Annotated in this window: 19 protein-coding genes; all 19 read right to left on the reverse strand. The window is 46.7% G+C overall.

What is annotated here, in order from left to right; all coding sequences use genetic code 11:
* Positions 1-4: 4 nt before the first annotated feature.
* The 19 genes from B2828_RS12930 to B2828_RS13020 all read right to left on the reverse strand — a co-directional run bounded on the left by B2828_RS12930 (position 5) and on the right by B2828_RS13020 (position 20,058).
* A complete protein-coding gene (locus B2828_RS12930; RefSeq protein ID WP_479634171.1) occupies positions 5-1,213 on the reverse strand; it encodes a glycosyltransferase family 4 protein in 1,209 nt (402 codons plus the stop codon).
* A 147-nt stretch (positions 1,214-1,360) separates the two neighbouring features.
* Positions 1,361-2,539, reverse strand: coding sequence for an acyltransferase family protein (locus B2828_RS12935; RefSeq protein WP_479634172.1), 1,179 nt, complete (start codon positions 2,537-2,539; stop codon positions 1,361-1,363).
* Positions 2,540-2,692: 153 nt separating this feature from the next.
* Complete coding sequence (locus B2828_RS12940) at positions 2,693-3,232, reverse strand: acyltransferase (protein ID WP_479634173.1); 540 nt, start codon at positions 3,230-3,232, stop codon at positions 2,693-2,695.
* A gap of 24 nt (positions 3,233-3,256) precedes the next feature.
* Positions 3,257-4,414 (reverse strand): glycosyltransferase family 4 protein, encoded by a 1,158-nt coding sequence (locus tag B2828_RS12945; protein ID WP_479634174.1) that lies wholly within the window; start codon positions 4,412-4,414, stop codon positions 3,257-3,259.
* 35 nt (positions 4,415-4,449) lie between these two features.
* The gene (locus B2828_RS12950; RefSeq protein WP_479634175.1) at positions 4,450-5,148 is read right to left on the reverse strand and encodes a class I SAM-dependent methyltransferase; all 699 of its coding nucleotides are present in this window, start codon (positions 5,146-5,148) and stop codon (positions 4,450-4,452) included.
* Between the two features lie 95 nt (positions 5,149-5,243).
* Entirely contained in the window at positions 5,244-6,476 is a 1,233-nt protein-coding gene (locus B2828_RS12955; protein ID WP_479634176.1) for a glycosyltransferase family protein, read from the reverse strand.
* 20 nt (positions 6,477-6,496) lie between these two features.
* Entirely contained in the window at positions 6,497-7,480 is a 984-nt protein-coding gene (locus B2828_RS12960) for a glycosyltransferase (RefSeq protein WP_479634177.1), read from the reverse strand.
* A gap of 59 nt (positions 7,481-7,539) precedes the next feature.
* On the reverse strand, positions 7,540-8,247 hold the full coding sequence (locus B2828_RS12965) for an FkbM family methyltransferase (RefSeq protein WP_479634178.1): 708 nt from the start codon (positions 8,245-8,247) through the stop codon (positions 7,540-7,542).
* A 204-nt stretch (positions 8,248-8,451) separates the two neighbouring features.
* Positions 8,452-9,603, reverse strand: a complete 1,152-nt coding sequence (locus tag B2828_RS12970) for an O-fucosyltransferase family protein (protein WP_479634179.1) — start codon at positions 9,601-9,603, stop codon at positions 8,452-8,454.
* A complete protein-coding gene (locus tag B2828_RS12975) occupies positions 9,600-10,787 on the reverse strand; it encodes a glycosyltransferase family 4 protein (RefSeq protein ID WP_479634180.1) in 1,188 nt (395 codons plus the stop codon). Before B2828_RS12975 ends, B2828_RS12970 begins: the two co-directional genes overlap by 4 nt.
* The gene (locus B2828_RS12980) at positions 10,778-11,689 is read right to left on the reverse strand and encodes a glycosyltransferase family 2 protein (protein WP_479634181.1); all 912 of its coding nucleotides are present in this window, start codon (positions 11,687-11,689) and stop codon (positions 10,778-10,780) included. The genes B2828_RS12975 and B2828_RS12980 overlap by 10 nt, the downstream gene beginning before the upstream one ends.
* A 59-nt stretch (positions 11,690-11,748) precedes the next feature.
* The gene (locus tag B2828_RS12985) at positions 11,749-12,810 is read right to left on the reverse strand and encodes an acyltransferase family protein (RefSeq protein WP_479634182.1); all 1,062 of its coding nucleotides are present in this window, start codon (positions 12,808-12,810) and stop codon (positions 11,749-11,751) included.
* Between the two features lie 11 nt (positions 12,811-12,821).
* Positions 12,822-13,964, reverse strand: a complete 1,143-nt coding sequence (locus tag B2828_RS12990; RefSeq protein ID WP_479634183.1) for a glycosyltransferase family 4 protein — start codon at positions 13,962-13,964, stop codon at positions 12,822-12,824.
* Between the two features lie 2 nt (positions 13,965-13,966).
* Entirely contained in the window at positions 13,967-14,767 is an 801-nt protein-coding gene (locus B2828_RS12995; RefSeq protein ID WP_479634184.1) for a TylF/MycF/NovP-related O-methyltransferase, read from the reverse strand.
* A 51-nt stretch (positions 14,768-14,818) separates the two neighbouring features.
* Positions 14,819-15,610, reverse strand: a complete 792-nt coding sequence (locus tag B2828_RS13000; protein ID WP_479634185.1) for a class I SAM-dependent methyltransferase — start codon at positions 15,608-15,610, stop codon at positions 14,819-14,821.
* A 53-nt stretch (positions 15,611-15,663) separates the two neighbouring features.
* Positions 15,664-16,434, reverse strand: a complete 771-nt coding sequence (locus B2828_RS13005; protein ID WP_479634186.1) for a TylF/MycF/NovP-related O-methyltransferase — start codon at positions 16,432-16,434, stop codon at positions 15,664-15,666.
* 5 nt (positions 16,435-16,439) lie between these two features.
* Entirely contained in the window at positions 16,440-17,705 is a 1,266-nt protein-coding gene (locus B2828_RS13010; protein WP_479634187.1) for an ABC transporter ATP-binding protein, read from the reverse strand.
* Positions 17,706-17,715: 10 nt separating this feature from the next.
* Positions 17,716-18,615 (reverse strand): ABC transporter permease, encoded by a 900-nt coding sequence (locus tag B2828_RS13015; protein WP_479634188.1) that lies wholly within the window; start codon positions 18,613-18,615, stop codon positions 17,716-17,718.
* A 3-nt stretch (positions 18,616-18,618) separates the two neighbouring features.
* The gene (locus B2828_RS13020; protein WP_479634189.1) at positions 18,619-20,058 is read right to left on the reverse strand and encodes an exopolysaccharide biosynthesis polyprenyl glycosylphosphotransferase; all 1,440 of its coding nucleotides are present in this window, start codon (positions 20,056-20,058) and stop codon (positions 18,619-18,621) included.
* Positions 20,059-20,060: the final 2 nt, after the last annotated feature.

A 20,060-nucleotide genomic window follows, 5' to 3' on the forward strand; every position in this document is an offset into this window, starting at 1 on the left:
AAAATTATTCCAATTCAACCAACCGCCGCCCCAAATCCTCTATATGAAATGATGGCCCTATACCCGAATTGGCCGCCATGTGTGCTAACTCAGCAGGCTTCCTCAAAAGGTGCAATAACGCGTTCGCAATATTAGGGCCCGATACCGATTCGAGCACAAGACCATTCTGTCCATCCTTAATCACTTCCCCACAAAACCGTGTGGTGATAACTGGAAGTTTCCATGCTTGGGCCTCCAGCTGGGTCAGACCGAATCCATCAGAGTGCGTAGGAAACAAAAACACGTCGGCTCGCTGATAATATTTTGCGGTACTGCTTCGGGGCACCGAGCCAAACCATTTTACTTGTGGGTTATCCAGAGAAACATCAATCTGTACCGGCCCTACAACCCAGAGTTCAATAGCGCTACCAGCGATTAACGAAATCGCATTCAGTACCTCTGCTATTCCTTTTCGCAGATTAGCTTGTCCCAAAAACAACACATGCATTGGGCGCTCATGCGTAAATACAGATGGATAATTTCGAACAAATGAGGCACGGGCCTTCGGTAAATCATAGGTAAGTGGCACTACTGAGATTTTATCGGAAGCAACGCCTTCTTGTAGTAACCCCTTACGACTCCAGTTCGAATTCACTACGATCACATCAGCAAGATCACATTCATCTCTCCAATGCTCCCAATAGCGAATCGGTGGATTCTTGTGCGCTACAGCGAGATCAGGATGTTCTTCAGCCAAACAATCGACAAGACGCGCTTCGAATGGTCCGGGGTCTATTTGACCTAGCACCGTTTTCCATCCCCGCGCTTTAGCCCATCGAAATATTTCCAGTGCCGCGTAGCTATAGGCAAATAGAATGGAGCGGTGCCCCGATGCATCTACTGAAGCAGCCAATTCATTAAGCTTCCGAATCGCTTGTTTTTGAAACCATCGATTCCTTCCAATAATGAGCGGCCAACCTCTTACTCCCCTAATTCGGCAAATCGCTTCGAACAATATCAGTCGGTTGGTTGTCGTCGCGACACGCGAATCGACAAGTTGTGCGTCATAACGTTCTCTCAATGTCCGCCTTATACAACCCAACGGGTTTCCCGAATTCACCCAAGCGTCGGTAAATAACAAACCCAGCCTTTTCACACTATGCAAGGCACGAGGAACGGCATAGTGCTCACGGGCACCAAGTTGACAGCATATCCAGTTACGCGCTATTTTCATTCCAATGTTTTTGTCCGATTTCCATTCGTCCAGAGATTCATGGCAAAATATAACGACTATATAGTCAACACTATCGCCCCCATGTGCAACAAAGGAGCCGGACTATATTTGAAAAACAATGCTGGCCCGGCAAACCAAAATGCAACCTTAACTTTCTATATTCTGTAACGGCGTAGAGATCAATTTGGGTTGACTAGATTTTCCAATCAGGAAAATTCCTACAAATGTGTCACACACAAACAAACGATAACTAAGGAAACAAGCCCCCATTGTAACCGCACTAACAATAAGAAACTTGACCGCTGCTCCAAATTCACAGCCAACCAAAACAATTTGCATCGCAAACACAATCGGAAGATGCACTAAATATATCCAGTAGGATGCATTCACATAATAGCGAACACGACCGCTATAAGAGTTGCAATATCGGCAAAACATCCCAACAATAAACAGCGTTGAATACCAAGCATAATACACTTTACTCACTTCCAATAGAATCTCATTATGATTACCATCTTTTACCCCAAACGCAAATACCCAACCACCAATCATCATCGAAACGGTAGCAACAAAATTCGTAGCGCTTCGCTCTATAAGATGATCGAGGAGTTTTGGCTGCTGATGTAATAGCCAGCCGACAATAAAGAAACTAGCATCTGTCCAAAAATCCACAGGAATTTTGGACGTCAAAACCGTTTGGAAAAACGATCGGGCAATGGCAAACAATAGCAAAATCGGCAGCCCAAGCACCATAGGGCCCCACCATATCTGGATCAATTTTGCAAACCATCGGTTAGGTAGCAATTGGATACGTCGAGGAAACATTCGACCAACTCCACGAAGTAAAATAGCACCTGCATAAAACATTAATAGATCGCGCAGAAACCAAAGATGATATACGTTTCCTAGACCAACTCCGTCCCTCCAGGTCCATCCGGAAAACGGTGATCTCCAAACATCCATTTCTATATAAGTTGCTAATAACTTACAGAGCGGAACCACGGTGTAGCAACTAATTAGAAAAGGTATTCCGATACGAAACGCCCGCTTTCTTAGAAATAGGATCGTTCCATATCGGTGAAAGGTCATTTGCGCAAAAAAGCCTGCCATCAAAAAAAATAATGGCATGCGAAACCCGTGTATTATAGAACAAAAAAAGTCGAAAACTACCGATCTTGAATACTCAGACAGCAACCAACCTCCCCGAGTCTTATACGCCATCGCGGAATGAAAAAAGACGCCTATGAGCATCGCAAATGCACGCGCAGCGTCCAAACCATGGAAACGAGTCGGATTTGAGGGCAATTTGAGCAAAGATGTAGGCATTGAACTTTTCGGAGATGGCGTGCATTCGTCCCCGTGAAAATATTTTACGAATTGCTAACGACGCCAGATTGTTTATGTGGATGGTGAAGTCTGATCTTTGTGGGCCTCGCATCGCCACGTTCTCTCATTAATTTGACATCGCTTGGTCTGAGCTTAAAAAAGCAACGGATTGAAATTCAATCTATATCCGATTTCTGGGTTTCGCTCACCAATTTTCCTTGCGGGAACACCAGCCATAATCGCATACGGTTCGATATCCCTAGTCACCACGGCACCCGCAGCAACCACCGCACCGTCGCCAATGGAAACACCAGGTAAGATTACCGCTCTGTAGGCTATCCAAACGTGGTTACCGATAATTACATCACCTCCACGGTCCAGAAAATGCGCTGAGTGTGGATCATGTCCCAATGTTAGAATGGTGGCTTCAGGTCCTATCGACACATCGTTTCCTATACAAATCCGATAGCGTCTACCGTCTAGTAGACATCCTGCGTTAACTACATTTCTTTCGCCCAAATACACTTTCCGGCCATTCAAAAACCGGCTTCCAATTTGCACGCAAGATCCTTTGCCAAACCGGCCCAACCAGAACTTTAGCAAACTGTGACGCAATGGGCGAAACGGAAACCAGCCTACCCAGTGATTATAGGTATAGGCAATCGCAGCCCCAACAAACGCTTTTATATTCATTTCAACAATTTCAAATTTACCGGCTTATGCACGCGGCTCAAACATGCGCGCTTTTACAATTTCAGCATTACGCGACCAGGATTGTTCAGCTTCATAAGCGTCCCAACGAGGCGTTACCTGCGAGCGAGTCGCCTCCTCAATACCTTTTCGTAACGCTAATACGTTATCTGGTTCAACCAACCAACCCAAAGTATATTTTTGGACAACAGAATGTAGATTTCCCTCACCACATGATGCGAGACACGGCTTTCTATACGTTACCCCAGCGCTAAGCGCCGCGCTAGCAGAGCGAAAGTTCCGGCTGTAGGAAAGAAGAATCAAATCGGAAGCAACAAACAAGTTACCAACGGCACTCTCCTGAATAAAATCATTCAACCAGCGGCACCGATTATGGACGCCCAATGATCTTGCAAGTTCCTGATAGTATCTAATTGGCTTTTGCCCCGAGGATTGTTCTTTACCAGCAACAAGCAAGAATACATTGGGTAAATCAACAATTGATTCGATTGCCAAATCCAGATTTTTTCCATCACGAATGTGTCCAAATGAAAGTATTAGAAATGCATCCAAAGATATATGCAGCCGGCGCCTTGCTTCCTCGCGCGACTCGTTGGGCGGAGGGAAGTGGAACAATCCGATCGGTATCGTTGTCGTGCACAACTGCGGCATTGGAACGCCTGTATGCAACGAAATATCGTCATGTACAAATGCCTCCCGCATAAACGAGTAGGCGCTAGCAATAGAGCGCAGATGCCACCACATTGGACCAAATACATAGTCACGCACAGGATCGTGTACAACCGCCCCAATAACAACCCCAGCGCGTGCGAATCGACGGAACAGCCACGCCCATAGAGGAGCGAAATACTCGGCATAAGAACCAAACAATACGTGCCGAAACTTTCCTTTCGAAATCGTCCGTGCCAGCATCGAATAGTTGTATAATAGGATATAAAAGTTAAATAGCTTTCGAGTTCCAGCACGGTCTCCTTTTCTGTGGCACCGTGGTTCTTTTAACAACGGTAGAAGCGTATAAGCCCCATGCGCCTTATGTCGAGAATACGCAGGAGTAGAAAGCATCACCACTTCAACCCCAAGATTGGCAAGCGCAATTGCTTGCTCATGCGCATAATCGGCGATGCCCCCACAGCTTCCCGGTGAATAATATAGCAACTTATGCATTATTGTATGAAACAGCTCAACCGTTAGAATATAAGCTAGAAGTCGTTGAAGTGATTCCAGGGGCGTTCCGCATCGCTAATTTTTTCTAGAACGAGAAGATTGGAGAAGCCGTTCGGCCAGAAAGTCGGAAGTGGCTTTCCCTTGATGAGGGAAGCAGCGATATGACGAAGCTTGTATGCCATCGGAGGCTCAAGTTGAGGAGTATTCCAGGTGCGATACTTTCCTTGTGTCTGAATGAAACGGTACAGTTTCTTTACCGATGGAAGCAGAAGGTCGTGAAATATCAACCAGCCGCCAATACGAAGTAATTTATCGGCGAAAAAATAGTCAACAAGCTTGTAGTGGAAGGTATGCATACCATCGATAAATGCAAAGTCAAACAACTCTTCCGGTGCAATCAACTGCGGCATCATAATGTGGGCGGGCCCTTCCATCAATGAAAAGCATCCGTTCAGGCAATGTTCCGAAAGTAAACTTACAGCGGCATAGTCGTGTGTAGAGGACTGCTCTGGGTCTATTCCATAATGGCGTCCGCCGTTGGCGGCAATTGCCTGGGCTATAGCTAACGTGCTTATTCCATTTGCAACACCTGTCTCTACGCTCCGCCTGCATCCGTTCTTATAGATTATTCCAGCGAGTATTGCTGCTTCCTCTTTTGTAACTGACCCAACAATTTCGCGCCGGTTTCCATTACGATCATGGATCCAACCGCGCTCGATGATCTCGTCAGTCATTAGGTGGTATCCTTCCGGAAGACAGAAGTTGCATGTTGCTGTCGCCATTGCATTAGCCCTTAAATTCGAACGTATACGCGGTGCCATAATTCATCTCAAGTTGTAGCGTGAAAGCCAGCAATGCAGTCAAAAAAGGCCTTTGCCGAAAACGCAGGAGCAACAAATTGTCGTCGGGTCTCCGCCTTGGATTTAATCTCCTCAAACGTATCAACTGCTATAAATATCGCATCAGCTAGGGAGAACGGGTCTTCCGCTCGAAATGCCACTCCTGATCCATGCACGTTTGCAAATGATTCCAACCACGTTCCCGAAGGAAAGACAAATGGCACTCCCGCTAATGCCGCATCTATTGCGACACGAGAAAGTTTATCGAAATAGAAGGCCCGCCGATACGGCATCACCATGATATCCGTGTTCGCTAGCTGTTCATAGTATTCCCCAGAAGAGGAAAATGCGGGTATATATTGGACAAACGAGTCTCTTAATAATTGTGGATCCTTGCAGACCCGCGTGCCGTTTGGAAGCCTATAATCGCCAGTCCACTGTAGAACGAACCGCATGTTACGACGCGCGTCCCGTTGTCCTAGAATCCTAATCGCGTCCTGTAGAATATCCAATCCTTTGTCAAATCGCGTAAAGCCAAAGGCGCCCAGGACAATTGGTTTATCGGAATTGACGGAGACATTCCGTTCGTCCGATTGGTATACTTTCCATGGCGGCAATGCGGTTACATGGGGAACAATAGGGAAGTTAACCCCACATAGCTGTTCATACTGCCGGGCTAGTCCCTGCGATTCAGTTACCAAAAACACCGGATATCTCCCCATTAGCAATCGAAATAAAATCAAGATAGCTTTCAACGGATACAATTTTGCACTAATATGCAGCTGCGAATAGTTCGATGTATATCGTCCAACGGACTCAATGAAAAGCAATACAAGCTTTCCAAATCCGCGACCGCGGAAATGCAAAAGCAACCCTACATATGCCAACAGATGGTCAATTCTTACGGTTGTTGCTATGATAACGTCGTAGGTATTGCCAGCGGCAAGAAGTGCGCTCAAGTCATTATAAAGAGATCTATTATGAGCAATGATTTGTTTGATGCGGCTAAATCCTCTGGCCGGCGCCGCGCTGCCTCCAAACGCCGTTTTTTTGAGAATGGGACGGCAGGGAAGAGCCTCCAATATTTCCTTACAGGCATCTTTATGAACGGCTACTTCGATCTGATGCCCCACCCGCAGCCCACCGTTCACAATATCGCTAATATACTGAAACCAGTGTCCTTTCAGTCCACGCAAAGCCTCCTCAACAATTAGAATTTTCATGGAATCGATTGGAACGCCAACTAGCTTTGAATGATCTGCTGTATTTTCGAATCCCAGGCGGATACCGACGCATGCTTTTTCGTAATTTTAATCAGGGTATCACTATCTGGAAGCTCCTTCATTACTCGCCTAATAGCATCAATTGCAGATGCTACTGAATAGTCCTCATATACCGCGCAGCCTCGAACTCCGGCTATCATCTCCGCGATTCCAGTTTTACGGTAGACAACGCATCGTTTTCCTTGCCCCATAGCCTCGAGACAAGCTAGCGGCAATGGGTCGTCCAAAGAAGAAAGGAAAAACAGATCTGCTCTATTGACAAATTCGTATGGCGCTTCTTGCCATCCCCACCAATGAACTCGCTCAGAAAGGGTCCCAAGCGTTTGGCTGGCGACTCCCCCAACCCAGTGAAATTTCCAACCCAAACTCAGGGCGTTAGCTTGCTCCGCCACCGCGGAAAAAAACGGGACCCCCTTTCGTTCATCCATAGATCCCACCATCACAACGTGCCTATAGCCTGGTTCAAAATCAGGCTTTGAAGGTATCGCCAAGGCTTCTCGGATAACGTGAACCTGCCGAACGCCTAACTCGGCAGTGTAATATTCCTGCATTTGCCGTGAAACGCACAAGACCGGGTTCCTGCGAATAATCCGTCGGAATAGTAGAAATTTCCATGGGAAAGTGCGTGCAAATAACTCAATCATGTACTCGGTATCATGGAGGTAAATAAGGATGTCCTTTCGCAACAGGCACGCAGCAATCCCCTCCCAGCGTGTAAATGCCCCCAATCCATTTATAAGAAGTCGAGGGCTCAAACATAATGCTGCGACCATTTGGCGAAAGGTTTTCTGGTTGCAGCGATTGATAAGCATCACCGCTTCGCCATTCGCTTCTTTATGTCGGAAAACTCGATAAATTGACCGCCAAGCACCGCCATTACTAAAAAAATCATACCCAACAAACACAAGCACACGAGATCTATAGTATTCTAGCAACTTTCTCATTTCATGCTTGAAATTTTATAGTTCACCACCACGAGACTTAGAGCATCTCGCACGCACAATCACTGTGGCTGCAATACAAGATTAAGATAGCAGGACTGCCACATTCCATCGCTCACGGGATCTACTTCACCTGTAGCTATATTATAGACTCCTATATTATACCTATACTTTTTCGCCAACTGTATTAATGCCTCTGCTGAGGCCCCAAACGCGGGCCACGTTTTTGTTGAATATTCGCAGATAATGGTCGGGCGCATCTTTTCAAGCAGACATGAAGAAGATCGCAAAACGTCCAGTTCTCCGCCCTCAATATCAATCTTCATAACATCGACATGGTTGACGCCGAGCGATTCCAAAACCTCCGGCAACGTCCGCCCGTTTACCCGAAAAGTTTCTATATTTGGACCAGTAATATAACCGCCTTTACGCAAGCTCGAATATACGTCGCCCTCCATGGGCATAAATAGCTCCACATCACCTGGCGATGTAGTTAGGGCGCAATGTACGGATGGTCCCAAGCCGTTTGCATCGAGGTTGCGCCGGAGCAAGCGGTAAGTTATAGGGTTTGCTTCAATAGAAACCACTTTTCCAGTTGCCCCGACCAAATTCCCTCCCATTACTGAAAAAAGACCTACATTGGCTCCACAGTCGAGAAACGTATGGCCTGGGCGGAGGAAATGCCGCAATGCCGCAGTTACCTCAGGCTCATATTGTTCAATTCCAGGCCAATAGCAGAACGTAAAAATGTGTCCAGGCTCCAGCAGCATAACTCCACCGGTCGGAAGCCGGTGTTTAAGGGGAGACAGAGGAAAACAACTCCAGTACATTTGGCCGTAATACAGTCGGCAAACGAGTTTTGCGCTCTTAAGCGCGGCAGATCTGTCTGTTAGGCATTTTCGAAGGAAACGGAATATATTCATAATGTCATAGTTGTACGAGGCAACATGTACCAGCCTATTATTTTTGACTGTTCATCGGCTAAAATACGCGAAGCAGCGAGTTCTAGCCCTGTAAGATTTGATAAACGTTACGAAATGCTTGGGGAGTAATCGCCTCAGTAAAAATTTTCCAACTTTTTCCGCACGATCAACTAAAACAACTTTCTTATGTGCCAATATATCAGCAAATGATGGGCTCACAAATATCAGCTCGGATTTAAGCATTGCCTCGCCTACAACATCTCGCATCACCCATACCAGTGCGCTATGCGGGGTCCCGATAAATACCGCTCCCCGCGCGGCCGAGTAGCAATCCTGAAGGAATTCCAAAGCACGTCGATAACCATTTCCATTTGGCGCATGAACGGGGTTAGCATCGGCGGACCGTTCAACATCGTGGCAACGAAGCCGATCACTAAACGCGCTCTTGGCCGCAGACAATGCACCGAGGGAATCTGTTGCGATGAAAACATTCAAACGCGGATTTCGTTGTAAAACAGTACGTATCGTGTTGAGAAATCGAGACGTGTTAGGAACGGGAAACTCCATCACTTTGTCGGTAGCGCGAATATGTACAGAAATGTAAGGCTCAGAACCAACACACGCCCAATGCCTGGCCTCCAGACCCTCTGCGACAGAACGTCTAAGCCGCAGGTAATCATGGCTGATTTTCCGAATGATCTCCGTCGGGTTAAGGTTCACGAAACATGGTGGTGGCGGATATTGCGCAATCAAATCGTAAACCGACAGTCGTGAGGAAAAAACGACAACATCGGAAAGCGCTTCATCTGATGTCGGAATCCCTTGAATACATTCGGCGTTATTTTTGACTTCATAACTAAACGGAATCTGGGATGTATCAACAATGTTACTACGGTTCCATACTGATGGGTAGTATACTAATGATCTGTCAGAAAAGTCCGATAGCCGAGCAGAAGAGACAGGCTCAAAGAAATCCTCAAAGTAATTGTGTTCCGGCAACGGTGGCATGCAGCGGTTTACATATAAGCATCGATGCCTGTCCCAGAATACAAAAGGAACTCTTCCTGTAGCCAAGGAATAATAAATTCCGTTGATTACATGATAAATAACGGCCCCAAATCCTACGGGATAACCTGTAATTAAAACCAATCGCTTCTTCGCACTGCGGTTTATATCGGCAATGTCGGCGTCTACCATCATCATGAAACCTTTAGTAAAGCTCTCATTCTATTTAAAATTCTCGTAGGAATTTTATATTTCGAAGGAACAATTGGTACACTATTGCGTGCATATGATACCTTCCTGACAGATAGCGGCAATGAGTTGAAAAGCTCGAGATAGTCCAATGCAGCTCGCTGCACAGTAAATCCTCCTGAGCGAATGCGATCAAAGGCAGCTTGGCTTAATCGTGCCAGCAAGGACGGCTCAGCTAATAATCGTTTCACCGCATCGACAAAACCGTTTACATCACCTATAGGCACAAGAAATCCATTCTCGCCGTCCTGGATTAGCTCAGCAACCCCGCTTTCGGTTTTGGATACAATAGGAATGCACCCTCTTGACATCGCTTCCAGCAACACTATAGGCAGCCCCTCAAAGTCCGAAGTGATTAATAATACATCTGCTTTGTCTAGTAGGTGGAGCACTTCCATGTTTTGAACCAAACCTAAGTGGCGAACGAAACCATCAGCCAAAGCGCGAGCAATACTCTCACAAAATGCGCTTTCGTCCGTACCGGATCCGGCGATCACAAAGCGCACAGGTAAATGCGCGGCATAGCATTCCTTGATGATGACAGCCAAATCCTGAATGCGTTTCTGGTGAAAGGTAAGTCGGCCGCAATAGACAATGTTCAGATAGCGATCACAACTATCATGCCGCAATGGCAATTCTGCGGGCGCATCCACCCCAAACGATATGTGAACAATACGCTCCACCAAATGAGGGTAAACGCGTCGAAGTTTATCAGCTACAAATTGACTGACGCATACGATGGCATCGAACAGCTGTCCGTAGCGAGCCACGAAGTTATAGTAAACAGGATCGTCGCAGTGCATGATCATCACTACCGATGTCTCCTTCGGAAGCGCCGGAGCGATACAGGCCATATCAAAATCAAAGTTCGGAAGATAAACACACGGCGACATTTTTCGAAGATGTTCCAGCATCAACGCCTGGCGTTCGCATATCGCTAGAATAGGCGACGGAGGGAATCGATGAACACCGAACAGCCGATGTCCCATCCATGAATCATCATCAATGGGATTGTGCCCGGTCAGCATCCACTCCGTTTCTACTCCAGTCTTCTGGAATTGATCGAGCAAATTGGCCATGAGAATATTGGCACCGCTCAATTCCATCGAAGGAGAACTGGTGATTACGCGCATAGGGACAGAAACTGTGCTAACCGTGGATGGATATGCCACAGGAATACATCACGAAATTGCCTTGCTAACTGGCGATACAGGGGGCGCCGCTTAACCGACCAGAGATAGCGAAAGGCGAATGCCGCGTCGTTTTGCCTGCTGCAAATAGCGGATAAACATTGAGAGAATAGAAGCAATCCAAGCGAAATAGCATCTGCATACCGAATGAGAAACCTCATTTGATTCCGGTTCCCATTGCGAGATTTTATTCCGACATAATTCATTGTATTATCTGGATGATAAGCAATGCACTCTGGCCGAAACTCGACCACATATCCCAAACGAATCATTTCTGCGGCCATACTCAACTCATGCGCCTGCGAAGGGATATCCTCCATACACATCTCTGGTGGCAACCTGGAGTCCAGGCGAAATGCAAGGCCACAACCAGGACAAAATACCGTAGGACAGCTAGTAGCGCAATCGGGATTCCACCATGGATCATGCCATGGCAATCGCGTCTCAGGGTCGTATATTTTGAACCCAATCATTCCCAGACTTTGATTTTCCTCAAAGGCCCTAATTGCCTTTTCGAGGCAGTCCGACGCCGGAAAACTATCATCGTCGAAGCAGAATACATATTTCCCCGTTGCCTGAGCAAAGGCGAGATTTAGCCCTGCGCATCCAATATTTTCATCTGGATAGATCACGTGGATTGGCATAGATAGCCTACGCAGTTGTGCGGGCAATTCTAGCGAATGGCTATTATCTACGACCAATATTTCCATCGGCTGGACAGTCGATTCAAGCAGATAGCTTAACGATTTTAGGAGGATGTCATCCCGTTTAAAGGTCACAATACAAACACTAGCTGTCTGGCACGTAAAGTTTGGATACTGCACGGCTGTGTTTTTCAGTGGCATGATATAACAGGCGTATCCAATAAGTTTTGTCGCGAAAAACAAACTGGAATCAAAACCGACTAGTTAAGACGCGATTTTAAGGCGTTTAGTGGATTCTCCAAGAGATGCCAGCTTATAGCAGCACAAGCAATACTAGTCCCCACTTCTATTGGCAGGCTCAACCAAACGGATGAGGGATACGAGATGCTGAAAACCCGCAGCGGCTTATGGGCGAGAAAATTTGCAAAGGTATGATAGACATAGATTCCATAACTGATCTTTCCGATGTAGCAAATGGCCGGAGAATTGAGAAAACCTCCCCAAATTCCGTAAAAGCCATACGCAGCCTGTCCGACCAACCACGTAAAGAAGACTCCTTCGAATACCATATTCACATTATTGCAAATTGCCACCGGAAGAGGGCCTTTCAAATTTAGCCATACAAAGCAGCCAAGCGAGAAGGTTCCGCAATACCAAACAATCCATTGAGGAAGCCGGAATACACGAAAGCAGCCAGAGCGATATTGAGAAATTCCAAATAGCGCAAGTAAAGCACCGAAGCCCAAACCATCGAGTTGGCTAGGCAGTAGCCAGATGTAATAGCCACACCAACCAAAATGCTGTGCAACGGCCCTGAACAAGGGGGCCACCAGGACCAACGAGGAGAGGACATAAAGAAGCACCTCTTGAGGTAGAAGCAAAATCAGAAAAGGTAAAAATAAATAGAACTGCTCCTCCACTGACAATGACCAAAAATGCCCCAGCATGCCACAACTCCAGCCTTCAACAAACCCGTGTACATTGGACATGTAGAAAAAATGCCAAGGAAATGTTTCACGGGCTGGCTTAACATTACGAACAAAGGCGACGAACAATACTAAATAGTATATTGGAAAAATTCTTATTGATCGTCGCAGATAGAACTTTTTGATTTCATTACCAAAGGTGGAGATTTTTGAATCGATATTCGCTTTAGACTTTAGCAGAACGCGGGTGATCAAAAAGCCGCTCAGAACAAAAAATAAACGAACTCCAGACGCACCGATTCCCTCAACATGTGCGAAATGAGCCAACATGACACCAAATACCGCCAATGCGCGGAGGGAATCAAGTTGAGGATAGTGTTGTGCTGTTGTTGGCATCGCCAAATCGTTTATCGTTCAGCAGCCAGTTGCTCCAGCCGTTCCGCAAATTTTTCAGCCGGCTTCTCAGGAACTAGTTCACGCACTTTGGCCGCGGCCTGTAGCCCAATCTGCTGCCATTCTTCACGCCGGTCCCATGCACGCTCCAAAGCCTCGCTATACAATTCGACTTCGGGTGCCTTGGACAGAAACCCGGTTACCCCATCATCAACGATCTCGGAAATTCCGGCCACTTGGTTACATATTGCAGGCCGTCCGCAAAGACTGGCTTCGAGAAGCACAATTGGCATGCCTTCCTTGCGCGAAGGAAGAACCAAAGCATGATGAGCCTTCCATATATCGCGAATATCGGAAACAAATCCGCCAAACCGGATATTCCGAACATCAAGCATATTGGCGAGGTCTTCCAGTTGCTGGCGATTAACGCCATCTCCGAAGAATGTCAACTCAACAGGCCGCTGACGCCAACAATCACGACATAAAATCCGCAACAAAATATCCTGCCCTTTCGCATCGGGTTGAAGGCGGCCGACACACGCGAGTTTGATTCCATTACGTTCATCCGGCCACGGCAAAGGTTGGTGATGATCCACTCGAAATGGATTCCAGGCAATCTCCCCGCGTGGAATCCTGGCTGAAATCTGTCTTTCGGTCAGATGTAGATTGTGCTTGGAAACAAAAAAGGCGGCGGACGCAGCTATGTACGCACAACGCAGACGAGGAACGCATCCATCGTCGGGCCAATGAAATTCTGACGCAGCCTGCACGATACTGGCATATTTCCAGCCGTTCTGTTGACATATCTCCATCACGTTAAGGCCATCGTCCGACCAAGCTTGGCATACAACAACAAGATCAGGACGGAAACGGTGTAACCAGCCGTACGCTGCGTTTCGAGCATCTATCTTCCATCCGGTGGTGAGAAAACGGTTAATAATGCGTCCGGGAAGTCGTGGAACATACTCTCGAATCTGCAGGTCGCAACCGCCTGCGCGAAGTGCATCCCATTCCCGATGAGGCCCCGGCCAATCATTGACTCCTGCAGCAATCTTGTGTCCTCTTTTCATCAATGAAGAAGCAGCCATTCCCCACAATTGCTCGCTGCCGCCCCAGGTGGCACCATACATTGTTGAAATAAACGCGATTCGGGACATCTTCACTCCAAGGGTGTATCTAGATCTTGAGCAATTGCTTTGGCGCTCTTTCGTTTCGTTGCTATAAAACTATTTCGCCACGGCCCTTCTTTATGGTACTCAACAAATAGCCAATCAGTCAGCTGAGCCTTCCACTCATTGAATGCTTTCTGCTCGCCCATATCAGGATTACCATGGAAGGTATACCAGTCATCAAAAATTATGACGGTTCCATCGGTCAATAATGGAGTAATAAATTCCAACACCGTCTGCGTTGAAGAATACCAGTCAACATCCACATGAATAATAGCCGCATGCTTTATCCCAAATTTATTGATCGTCTCCGGTCTGCAAGTATCCTGAAACCAGCCAGGCACCGTAACAACCTTCTCAAGCGGTATTCCTGCTGATTCCAAATTGCCTTTAAATCGGCTTTCCTCGAAAGCATACTTTCCCCCAGCAAAAAAGCCTGATTCCTTATCCACCCCAACAGGCTCGGGAAGCCCCTGAAACGAATCAAAGGCAAAAAAGCGCATGTTTTCCCAGATACACTTTACTTCAAATGCATCCTCCCGCGTGCAACCTTCATTCAATTCCTGATGTCTCTCAAATGCCTGCTTTATCGCGCCGTATGCTTCGATTATCGATCCCCCACGATACACGCCAAACTCCAAATAATCTCCGGAGATTTTTTCGAGTGCGTTGAGATTAGCAGCTTTCCAGCAGATTCTGTCCTCCCAAGAGATGCAAGCTGGATGAATATTCACAAAGCGGGCGCAAATAGAGCGCACGGGATAAAGTAGACGGCTAATCAACTTTTTCATAGGCAATCTGGTAGGAAGTCAAATCTTCTGCTAGGGAAACGCTGAACGATTTCAACAGCTTTTTTTTGCTTCAAGGAGCAATCCGACATATAGCAACGCCCCGGGGATGTGGCTGTCCACATTCCGATTCGCAGCCTGATATATGTCGCACCAACGATGAAAATCCGAGCGTCGTTTATAAAGCTGCCAGTTCATAAACCAAAACAGAAATCCAAACCATCCCCCTCTCGAACCAAATACTTCGGTTCCCATTTGATCCAGAAGAAACGCAAGAGCTCGCCCATTAACCGTTAACTTGCTTAGCTTGTTCACCGTAAAGTCCGTTGCTTCCACTTCCTTGCATAAACCATCTGCTGTCCAGCGGTGGAAATCAAACGGACAGCCGTGTTCTGCAAAGATTCCGTGAGTTGACAAGATCAGTCGGCCACCAGGTTTGAGTAGGCGCCGCGCCTCCTTTAGGTATAGTTTTGGTTTAGCGATATGCTCAAGAACCTGGGTAGACAAAACAATATCAAACGAATTATCCTCCTCTGGAATGCGTTCGTCTTCTCCAATACGATAATCCAACTTATCTATATTTATATAATCCGCACGCCGATAATCCGCACCAGGAAATAGCGACCGATACGGCGAACATCCACATCCAAAATCAAGCACCCGGAGCGCCTCATTTGTGGTATAGCATTCAAGAGCTAGCCGCAAGTCAGAAAGGTGCAGATATAATGCATCGTCAAGACCTGGGGCTAATCGCATTCGCTGATATTCCGGGTTAACAATCAGCCCCTCAATATCGGCGCCTTCAGAAATACTCGGCGGATTTTGAAATGTAGAATTTGTAACCATTGCATTGAACAATATGATCGTGTGCTAGGGGAAATACTGGTCACCAAATCTATTTACAAACGAATAAGAAAAGCCTGTGTCGTTTCTGGCACCGTAATTACCTCATGTCCGAAATCCGCGCACACTTCATCGATTGCCACGCGAGCACCGTAGGTAGCAGGCCAACCGTAATCATCGAAAACAATGATCCCCCCCTTCGGCATGCGCTCAAGACAGAATTGCGTTACAGCAAAAGTCGGAGTGTACAAGTTAACGTCAATATGAGCAAAAGCTATCTGCTTCGCGGATACATCTCGAAGTGATTGCGGAATTGAGCCCTCCACTACATGAACACGGACTTGTTCGTTTGAGAACACCTCACGGATCTCATCGGCACTTTTGCCCAACATAATTCCATCGCGAGCTCTGTGACAGTCTTTGTCCTCGCTAATTCCATCGTACCCGGAAAAAGTATCTAGAAGCCACGCGTCCTTTTTTGAGCAAACAGAGTTAAGATAGTCGACCATTAAGCGGGAGCTCCCTCCTTTCCAAACACCCGCTTCCAGAATATCTCCTTCCACTGAGCGGGTTTGCTTCAAAAGGCTCAGTAACATGTAAAGCTTCACCTTTGGAAGCATCGTATTTTCAGTGATTTCCGGTGTCAGCAATCTATCGAATTCTGGTGCAAGCCACGGTCGATAGAACCGCAAAAAATGCTCCGGCCCCGCATACTGTTCCGGAAACGGGATATCTTCCTGAAAATCCTGAGCTTGCGGAAGACGCTGCAACAGATACCCGTGTTTACGCAATAACGAAGCAATGAGAAAATAGATGGCATCAAACATAAGCATCAAATAACTTTGCTAATATTCCAATCATAGCACTCCAAATAAGCACATGTCTCCGGTTGCCACGAAAACTCCCGACTATGGTTATGCATAACGACCTCGAATGGACAGATATTGTCCACACTGTCAAACATCCTTCCACCGGGAGGCTCTGAGAGAAAATATTTCAGGGTGTAAGACCCCATGTAAAGCCGAAGGTTCGGAATCACACAGGTCATTTCATATTCTCCACCATCTCTCATAACAGGTCGTTCGGAGTCAAACGTCCAAATATGCACGATCGGGCATTGCCGGGAGCTGACTATCTGAAACGACAGACATAGGCCGCGAACCGGTTCCGCCGAATTGACTCGGAATCGGACTTTTAACTGCTTTCCGAAAACATGGATATTATTGGGCTCCGATGTTTCCACCTCGACACGAGTAACTTTCGGGCTATCTGGAGCCGAATTCGCATTGTAGATTGGAGAGTCTACCTTTAGTCCATCTAGATACCTAGTTACAACGGCAGACGTTGGGCCAGAGGCCACTAGACGCCCCTGGGAGAGAAGTATAGCGGTATGTGTTAGCGTCGTAATTGCTTGAAGATTATGGCTTACAAATAACACAGTACGCCCGTCACGCGAAACCTCACCCATTTTTCCAAGGCATTTTCTTTGGAATTCTGCATCACCTACTGAAAGCACCTCATCAATGATCAGGATATCTGGTTCAAGGTGCGCAGCCACAGCAAACGCAAGACGAACGTACATACCAGACGAGTAGCGCTTAACCGGGGTGTCGATATAGCGTTCGCAACCCGAGAAATCGATAATTTCGTCCAGCTTCCTATCAATTTCCGCTTTGCGCATTCCCAGAATAGCTCCGTTGAGAAAAATATTTTCGCGCCCACTGAGTTCCGGGTGAAAACCAGTGCCAATTTCCAAAAGCGAGGCAATACGCCCCCTTACTCGGATCGCACCAGATGTAGGGGATGTAACGCGAGATAGAATTTTGAGAAGTGTAGATTTTCCCGCTCCATTTCTTCCAATAATTCCAAGAATATCACCTCTTCTGACGTCAAAACTAATATCTTTCAATGCCCAAACGTAATCACTTCCACCGCCCCTCGTGCGATCGTTGGACTCGCCAAGCTTTGCATAGGGATCGGGTTTATTCAGTATCTTATGCCACCACCGGTTCAGATCGTGTGAAAGTGTACCAGTGCTGACTTCACCAAGGCGGTAAAGTTTCGATACAGAGTCAACATCTATGGCAGTATCAGGCATATATAACGATCTAGACAACATCCACAAATGACTTCTCGATCCTGTTAAATATTAGAACACCTATCAACAACAGCACGCTTGTTGTCACGAGCGAAATATTTAAGTAAAACCAGGGAATTGGTCCACCAAGATAGATTGACCGAAAGGTTTCGATAAGCGAAGACATCGGATTAACCAGGATAATCATCCGATACTTCGGAGGCAGCGACGAAATCGAATAAATGACGGGGGTGGCATACATCATCAACTGCACCCCAAAACCCACAAGAAATGAGAGATCCCTATATTTTGTGGTGAGCGAGGAAATAATAATGCCCATTCCAAGCCCAAGACCGGCCATGAGCATCAAGAGTAACGGAGTAAGAATTGCAATACCGACCCAGTTGGGGTGAAGCAGTGTTCCTTTTGCTAGATAATAGACAAAGAACCCCATGAAGAGCAGAAATTGAATCCCAAATTGGACCATATTAGATGTCACAATCGAAAGTGGTACAATTAGCCGGGGAAAGTAGACCTTGCCAAACACGGCAGAGTTGGCGATAAAAACATTCGATGTCTTGTTGAGGCAGGTTGAAAAATAATTCCACGGGGTGGTTCCCGCGAGATAGAATAGCATCGCGGGCACGCCATCGGTGGGCATATTTGCCACGCCGCTAAAGATTGCCGTAAACACAAGGGTCGTAAGCAGGGGTTGAATAAAAAACCAAAGTGGCCCAAGCACCGTTTGCTTGTAAACGGAGACAAAGTCACGCCATACAAACAACCAGAGAAGATCACGATAGCTCCAAATATCCCTGAGATGAATATTCCACCATTGGGCCTCAGGCTCGATGATGAGATCCCATTTCTCCGGAGTGCGAGTTTCGGTAAACCCCACCTGATTCACTTGTATTTCAGAGTCAATACGCATGGATTATCTTCCATTGCCTTCAAACATTGTATAGATAGTCTTGAGCACAATACTTACATCCAACTTGAGTGAAAAGTGTCGGATGTAATAGAGATCGAATTCGAATTTCTCGATTGCATCACGTTCGCTCTCGCCATATCCAAATTTTACCTGAGCCCATCCTGTTATACCAGGATCCACCAAGTGCCGAAGGTGATAGTTAGGAATGGACTTTTCATAAATTTCCACACACTTTACCCATTCTGCCCGGGGACCGATAAGACTCATATCGCCATTCAGCACATTCCAAAGCTGAGGGAGTTCATCCAAGCGGGTCAACCGCAGCCAGTAACCGATCCGAGTAATTCGTTTGTCGCCATCCCTCGTATATATATCTCCGTCATTCTCATACATTGTCCGCAGCTTGTACATTATAAACAAACGCCCCGCTCGCCCCACTCGTTCTTGTTTAAAAATGGATGGCCCGCAGCTTTCTATACGAATCAAAGCGCATGCGAGCAAGAGCATTGGGCTTACCAAAATCAAACCAACAGCCGAAAACACAATATCAAACAATCGCTTTACATAGCGGTAAGCGGACCCATCGGACAAACGAAATTCTGAACTAAACAGCCACTCGGGCCCCACCGAGTTCACTATCACTCGAGACCACTGCTGTTCACGAAATGCCTCTAGCGTAGATACAGGAACTGTCGAACAATGCATATCGACAAGCTGTTGGAGCAGCCCCTGTGAAAGATTCCTCGTAACACAGGCCAAAACTACCGCTGCATAGTTCTGCTCAGTATCTCTCAGTTTCCCCTCCGCGTCTCCTTCGATAATCGGAGAGTTTTCTCCGTCGAGGTGGCAGCCATTGAGCGTATTGGATGGATCAACAAACTCCAGGTTCCAATTCCCGCCAAATTTGTTGTAATCTCGGTTGAAACGTCTCGCCTCAGGGCCAGCTCCCAAAACAAGAAGCGAACGGGCGGATTGACGCCGCCGAATATACGCACCAACTCTCCGCCGCAGATATAGCGAAGAAACAAGGAATATCACAAACAAGAGTGGCACAAATGCACGACTCGGCTTAACGATCTGGTTAAACGCCGAAAAGACATACACAAAAAGCATCGAAACGGCGGCGGCTATGATAAGTGATATCAAGTGTTCACTTGCATATCTCAGCGTGAGCAAATCGGTTCGCCGATCATAGCCTCCAATTATATAGAGCATAAACATTCCTATAGAAGGAGCCGTAAAAACAAAAATATGATGCGTCGCGTTATCCGTTAACAGCGTTATCGTTCCGGCCACCGCTAGAATCCAGCTAAGCACGTCTACAGCAAAAAGAAGCACAGGAGCAATCCGTTCAATGGGCAGCCTTCGCTTGGTTGCGGCAAATCGCGATTTGCTAAATACACTGCCTTGGTGCAACAGTTCCTGATTTAATGCTGTATCCATAC

This window comes from Spartobacteria bacterium UBA695 (genome assembly GCA_002298145.1).
In the GTDB taxonomy this organism is placed as follows: Bacteria; Verrucomicrobiota; Verrucomicrobiia; order Chthoniobacterales; family Chthoniobacteraceae; genus UBA695.

What these genes read in the sequence shown, in the direction of transcription:
- B2828_RS12985 (WP_479634182.1), bottom strand. Translation starts at nt 12,810, where the DNA reads ATGCCAACAACAGCACAACACTATCCTCAACTTGATTCCCTCCGCGCA.
- B2828_RS13010 (WP_479634187.1), bottom strand. Translation starts at nt 17,705, where the DNA reads ATGCCTGATACTGCCATAGATGTTGACTCTGTATCGAAACTTTACCGC.
- B2828_RS12970 (WP_479634179.1), bottom strand. Translation starts at nt 9,603, where the DNA reads ATGATGATGGTAGACGCCGACATTGCCGATATAAACCGCAGTGCGAAG.
- B2828_RS13020 (WP_479634189.1), bottom strand. Translation starts at nt 20,058, where the DNA reads ATGGATACAGCATTAAATCAGGAACTGTTGCACCAAGGCAGTGTATTT.
- B2828_RS12990 (WP_479634183.1), bottom strand. Translation starts at nt 13,964, where the DNA reads ATGTCCCGAATCGCGTTTATTTCAACAATGTATGGTGCCACCTGGGGC.
- B2828_RS12935 (WP_479634172.1), bottom strand. Translation starts at nt 2,539, where the DNA reads ATGCCTACATCTTTGCTCAAATTGCCCTCAAATCCGACTCGTTTCCAT.
- B2828_RS13015 (WP_479634188.1), bottom strand. Translation starts at nt 18,615, where the DNA reads ATGCGTATTGACTCTGAAATACAAGTGAATCAGGTGGGGTTTACCGAA.
- B2828_RS12940 (WP_479634173.1), bottom strand. Translation starts at nt 3,232, where the DNA reads ATGAATATAAAAGCGTTTGTTGGGGCTGCGATTGCCTATACCTATAAT.
- B2828_RS13000 (WP_479634185.1), bottom strand. Translation starts at nt 15,610, where the DNA reads ATGGTTACAAATTCTACATTTCAAAATCCGCCGAGTATTTCTGAAGGC.
- B2828_RS12930 (WP_479634171.1), bottom strand. Translation starts at nt 1,213, where the DNA reads ATGAAAATAGCGCGTAACTGGATATGCTGTCAACTTGGTGCCCGTGAG.
- B2828_RS12975 (WP_479634180.1), bottom strand. Translation starts at nt 10,787, where the DNA reads ATGCGCGTAATCACCAGTTCTCCTTCGATGGAATTGAGCGGTGCCAAT.
- B2828_RS12960 (WP_479634177.1), bottom strand. Translation starts at nt 7,480, where the DNA reads ATGAGAAAGTTGCTAGAATACTATAGATCTCGTGTGCTTGTGTTTGTT.
- B2828_RS12945 (WP_479634174.1), bottom strand. Translation starts at nt 4,414, where the DNA reads ATGCATAAGTTGCTATATTATTCACCGGGAAGCTGTGGGGGCATCGCC.
- B2828_RS12965 (WP_479634178.1), bottom strand. Translation starts at nt 8,247, where the DNA reads ATGCTGCTGGAGCCTGGACACATTTTTACGTTCTGCTATTGGCCTGGA.
- B2828_RS13005 (WP_479634186.1), bottom strand. Translation starts at nt 16,434, where the DNA reads ATGTTTGATGCCATCTATTTTCTCATTGCTTCGTTATTGCGTAAACAC.
- B2828_RS12955 (WP_479634176.1), bottom strand. Translation starts at nt 6,476, where the DNA reads ATGAAAATTCTAATTGTTGAGGAGGCTTTGCGTGGACTGAAAGGACAC.
- B2828_RS12950 (WP_479634175.1), bottom strand. Translation starts at nt 5,148, where the DNA reads ATGACTGACGAGATCATCGAGCGCGGTTGGATCCATGATCGTAATGGA.
- B2828_RS12995 (WP_479634184.1), bottom strand. Translation starts at nt 14,767, where the DNA reads ATGAAAAAGTTGATTAGCCGTCTACTTTATCCCGTGCGCTCTATTTGC.
- B2828_RS12980 (WP_479634181.1), bottom strand. Translation starts at nt 11,689, where the DNA reads ATGCCACTGAAAAACACAGCCGTGCAGTATCCAAACTTTACGTGCCAG.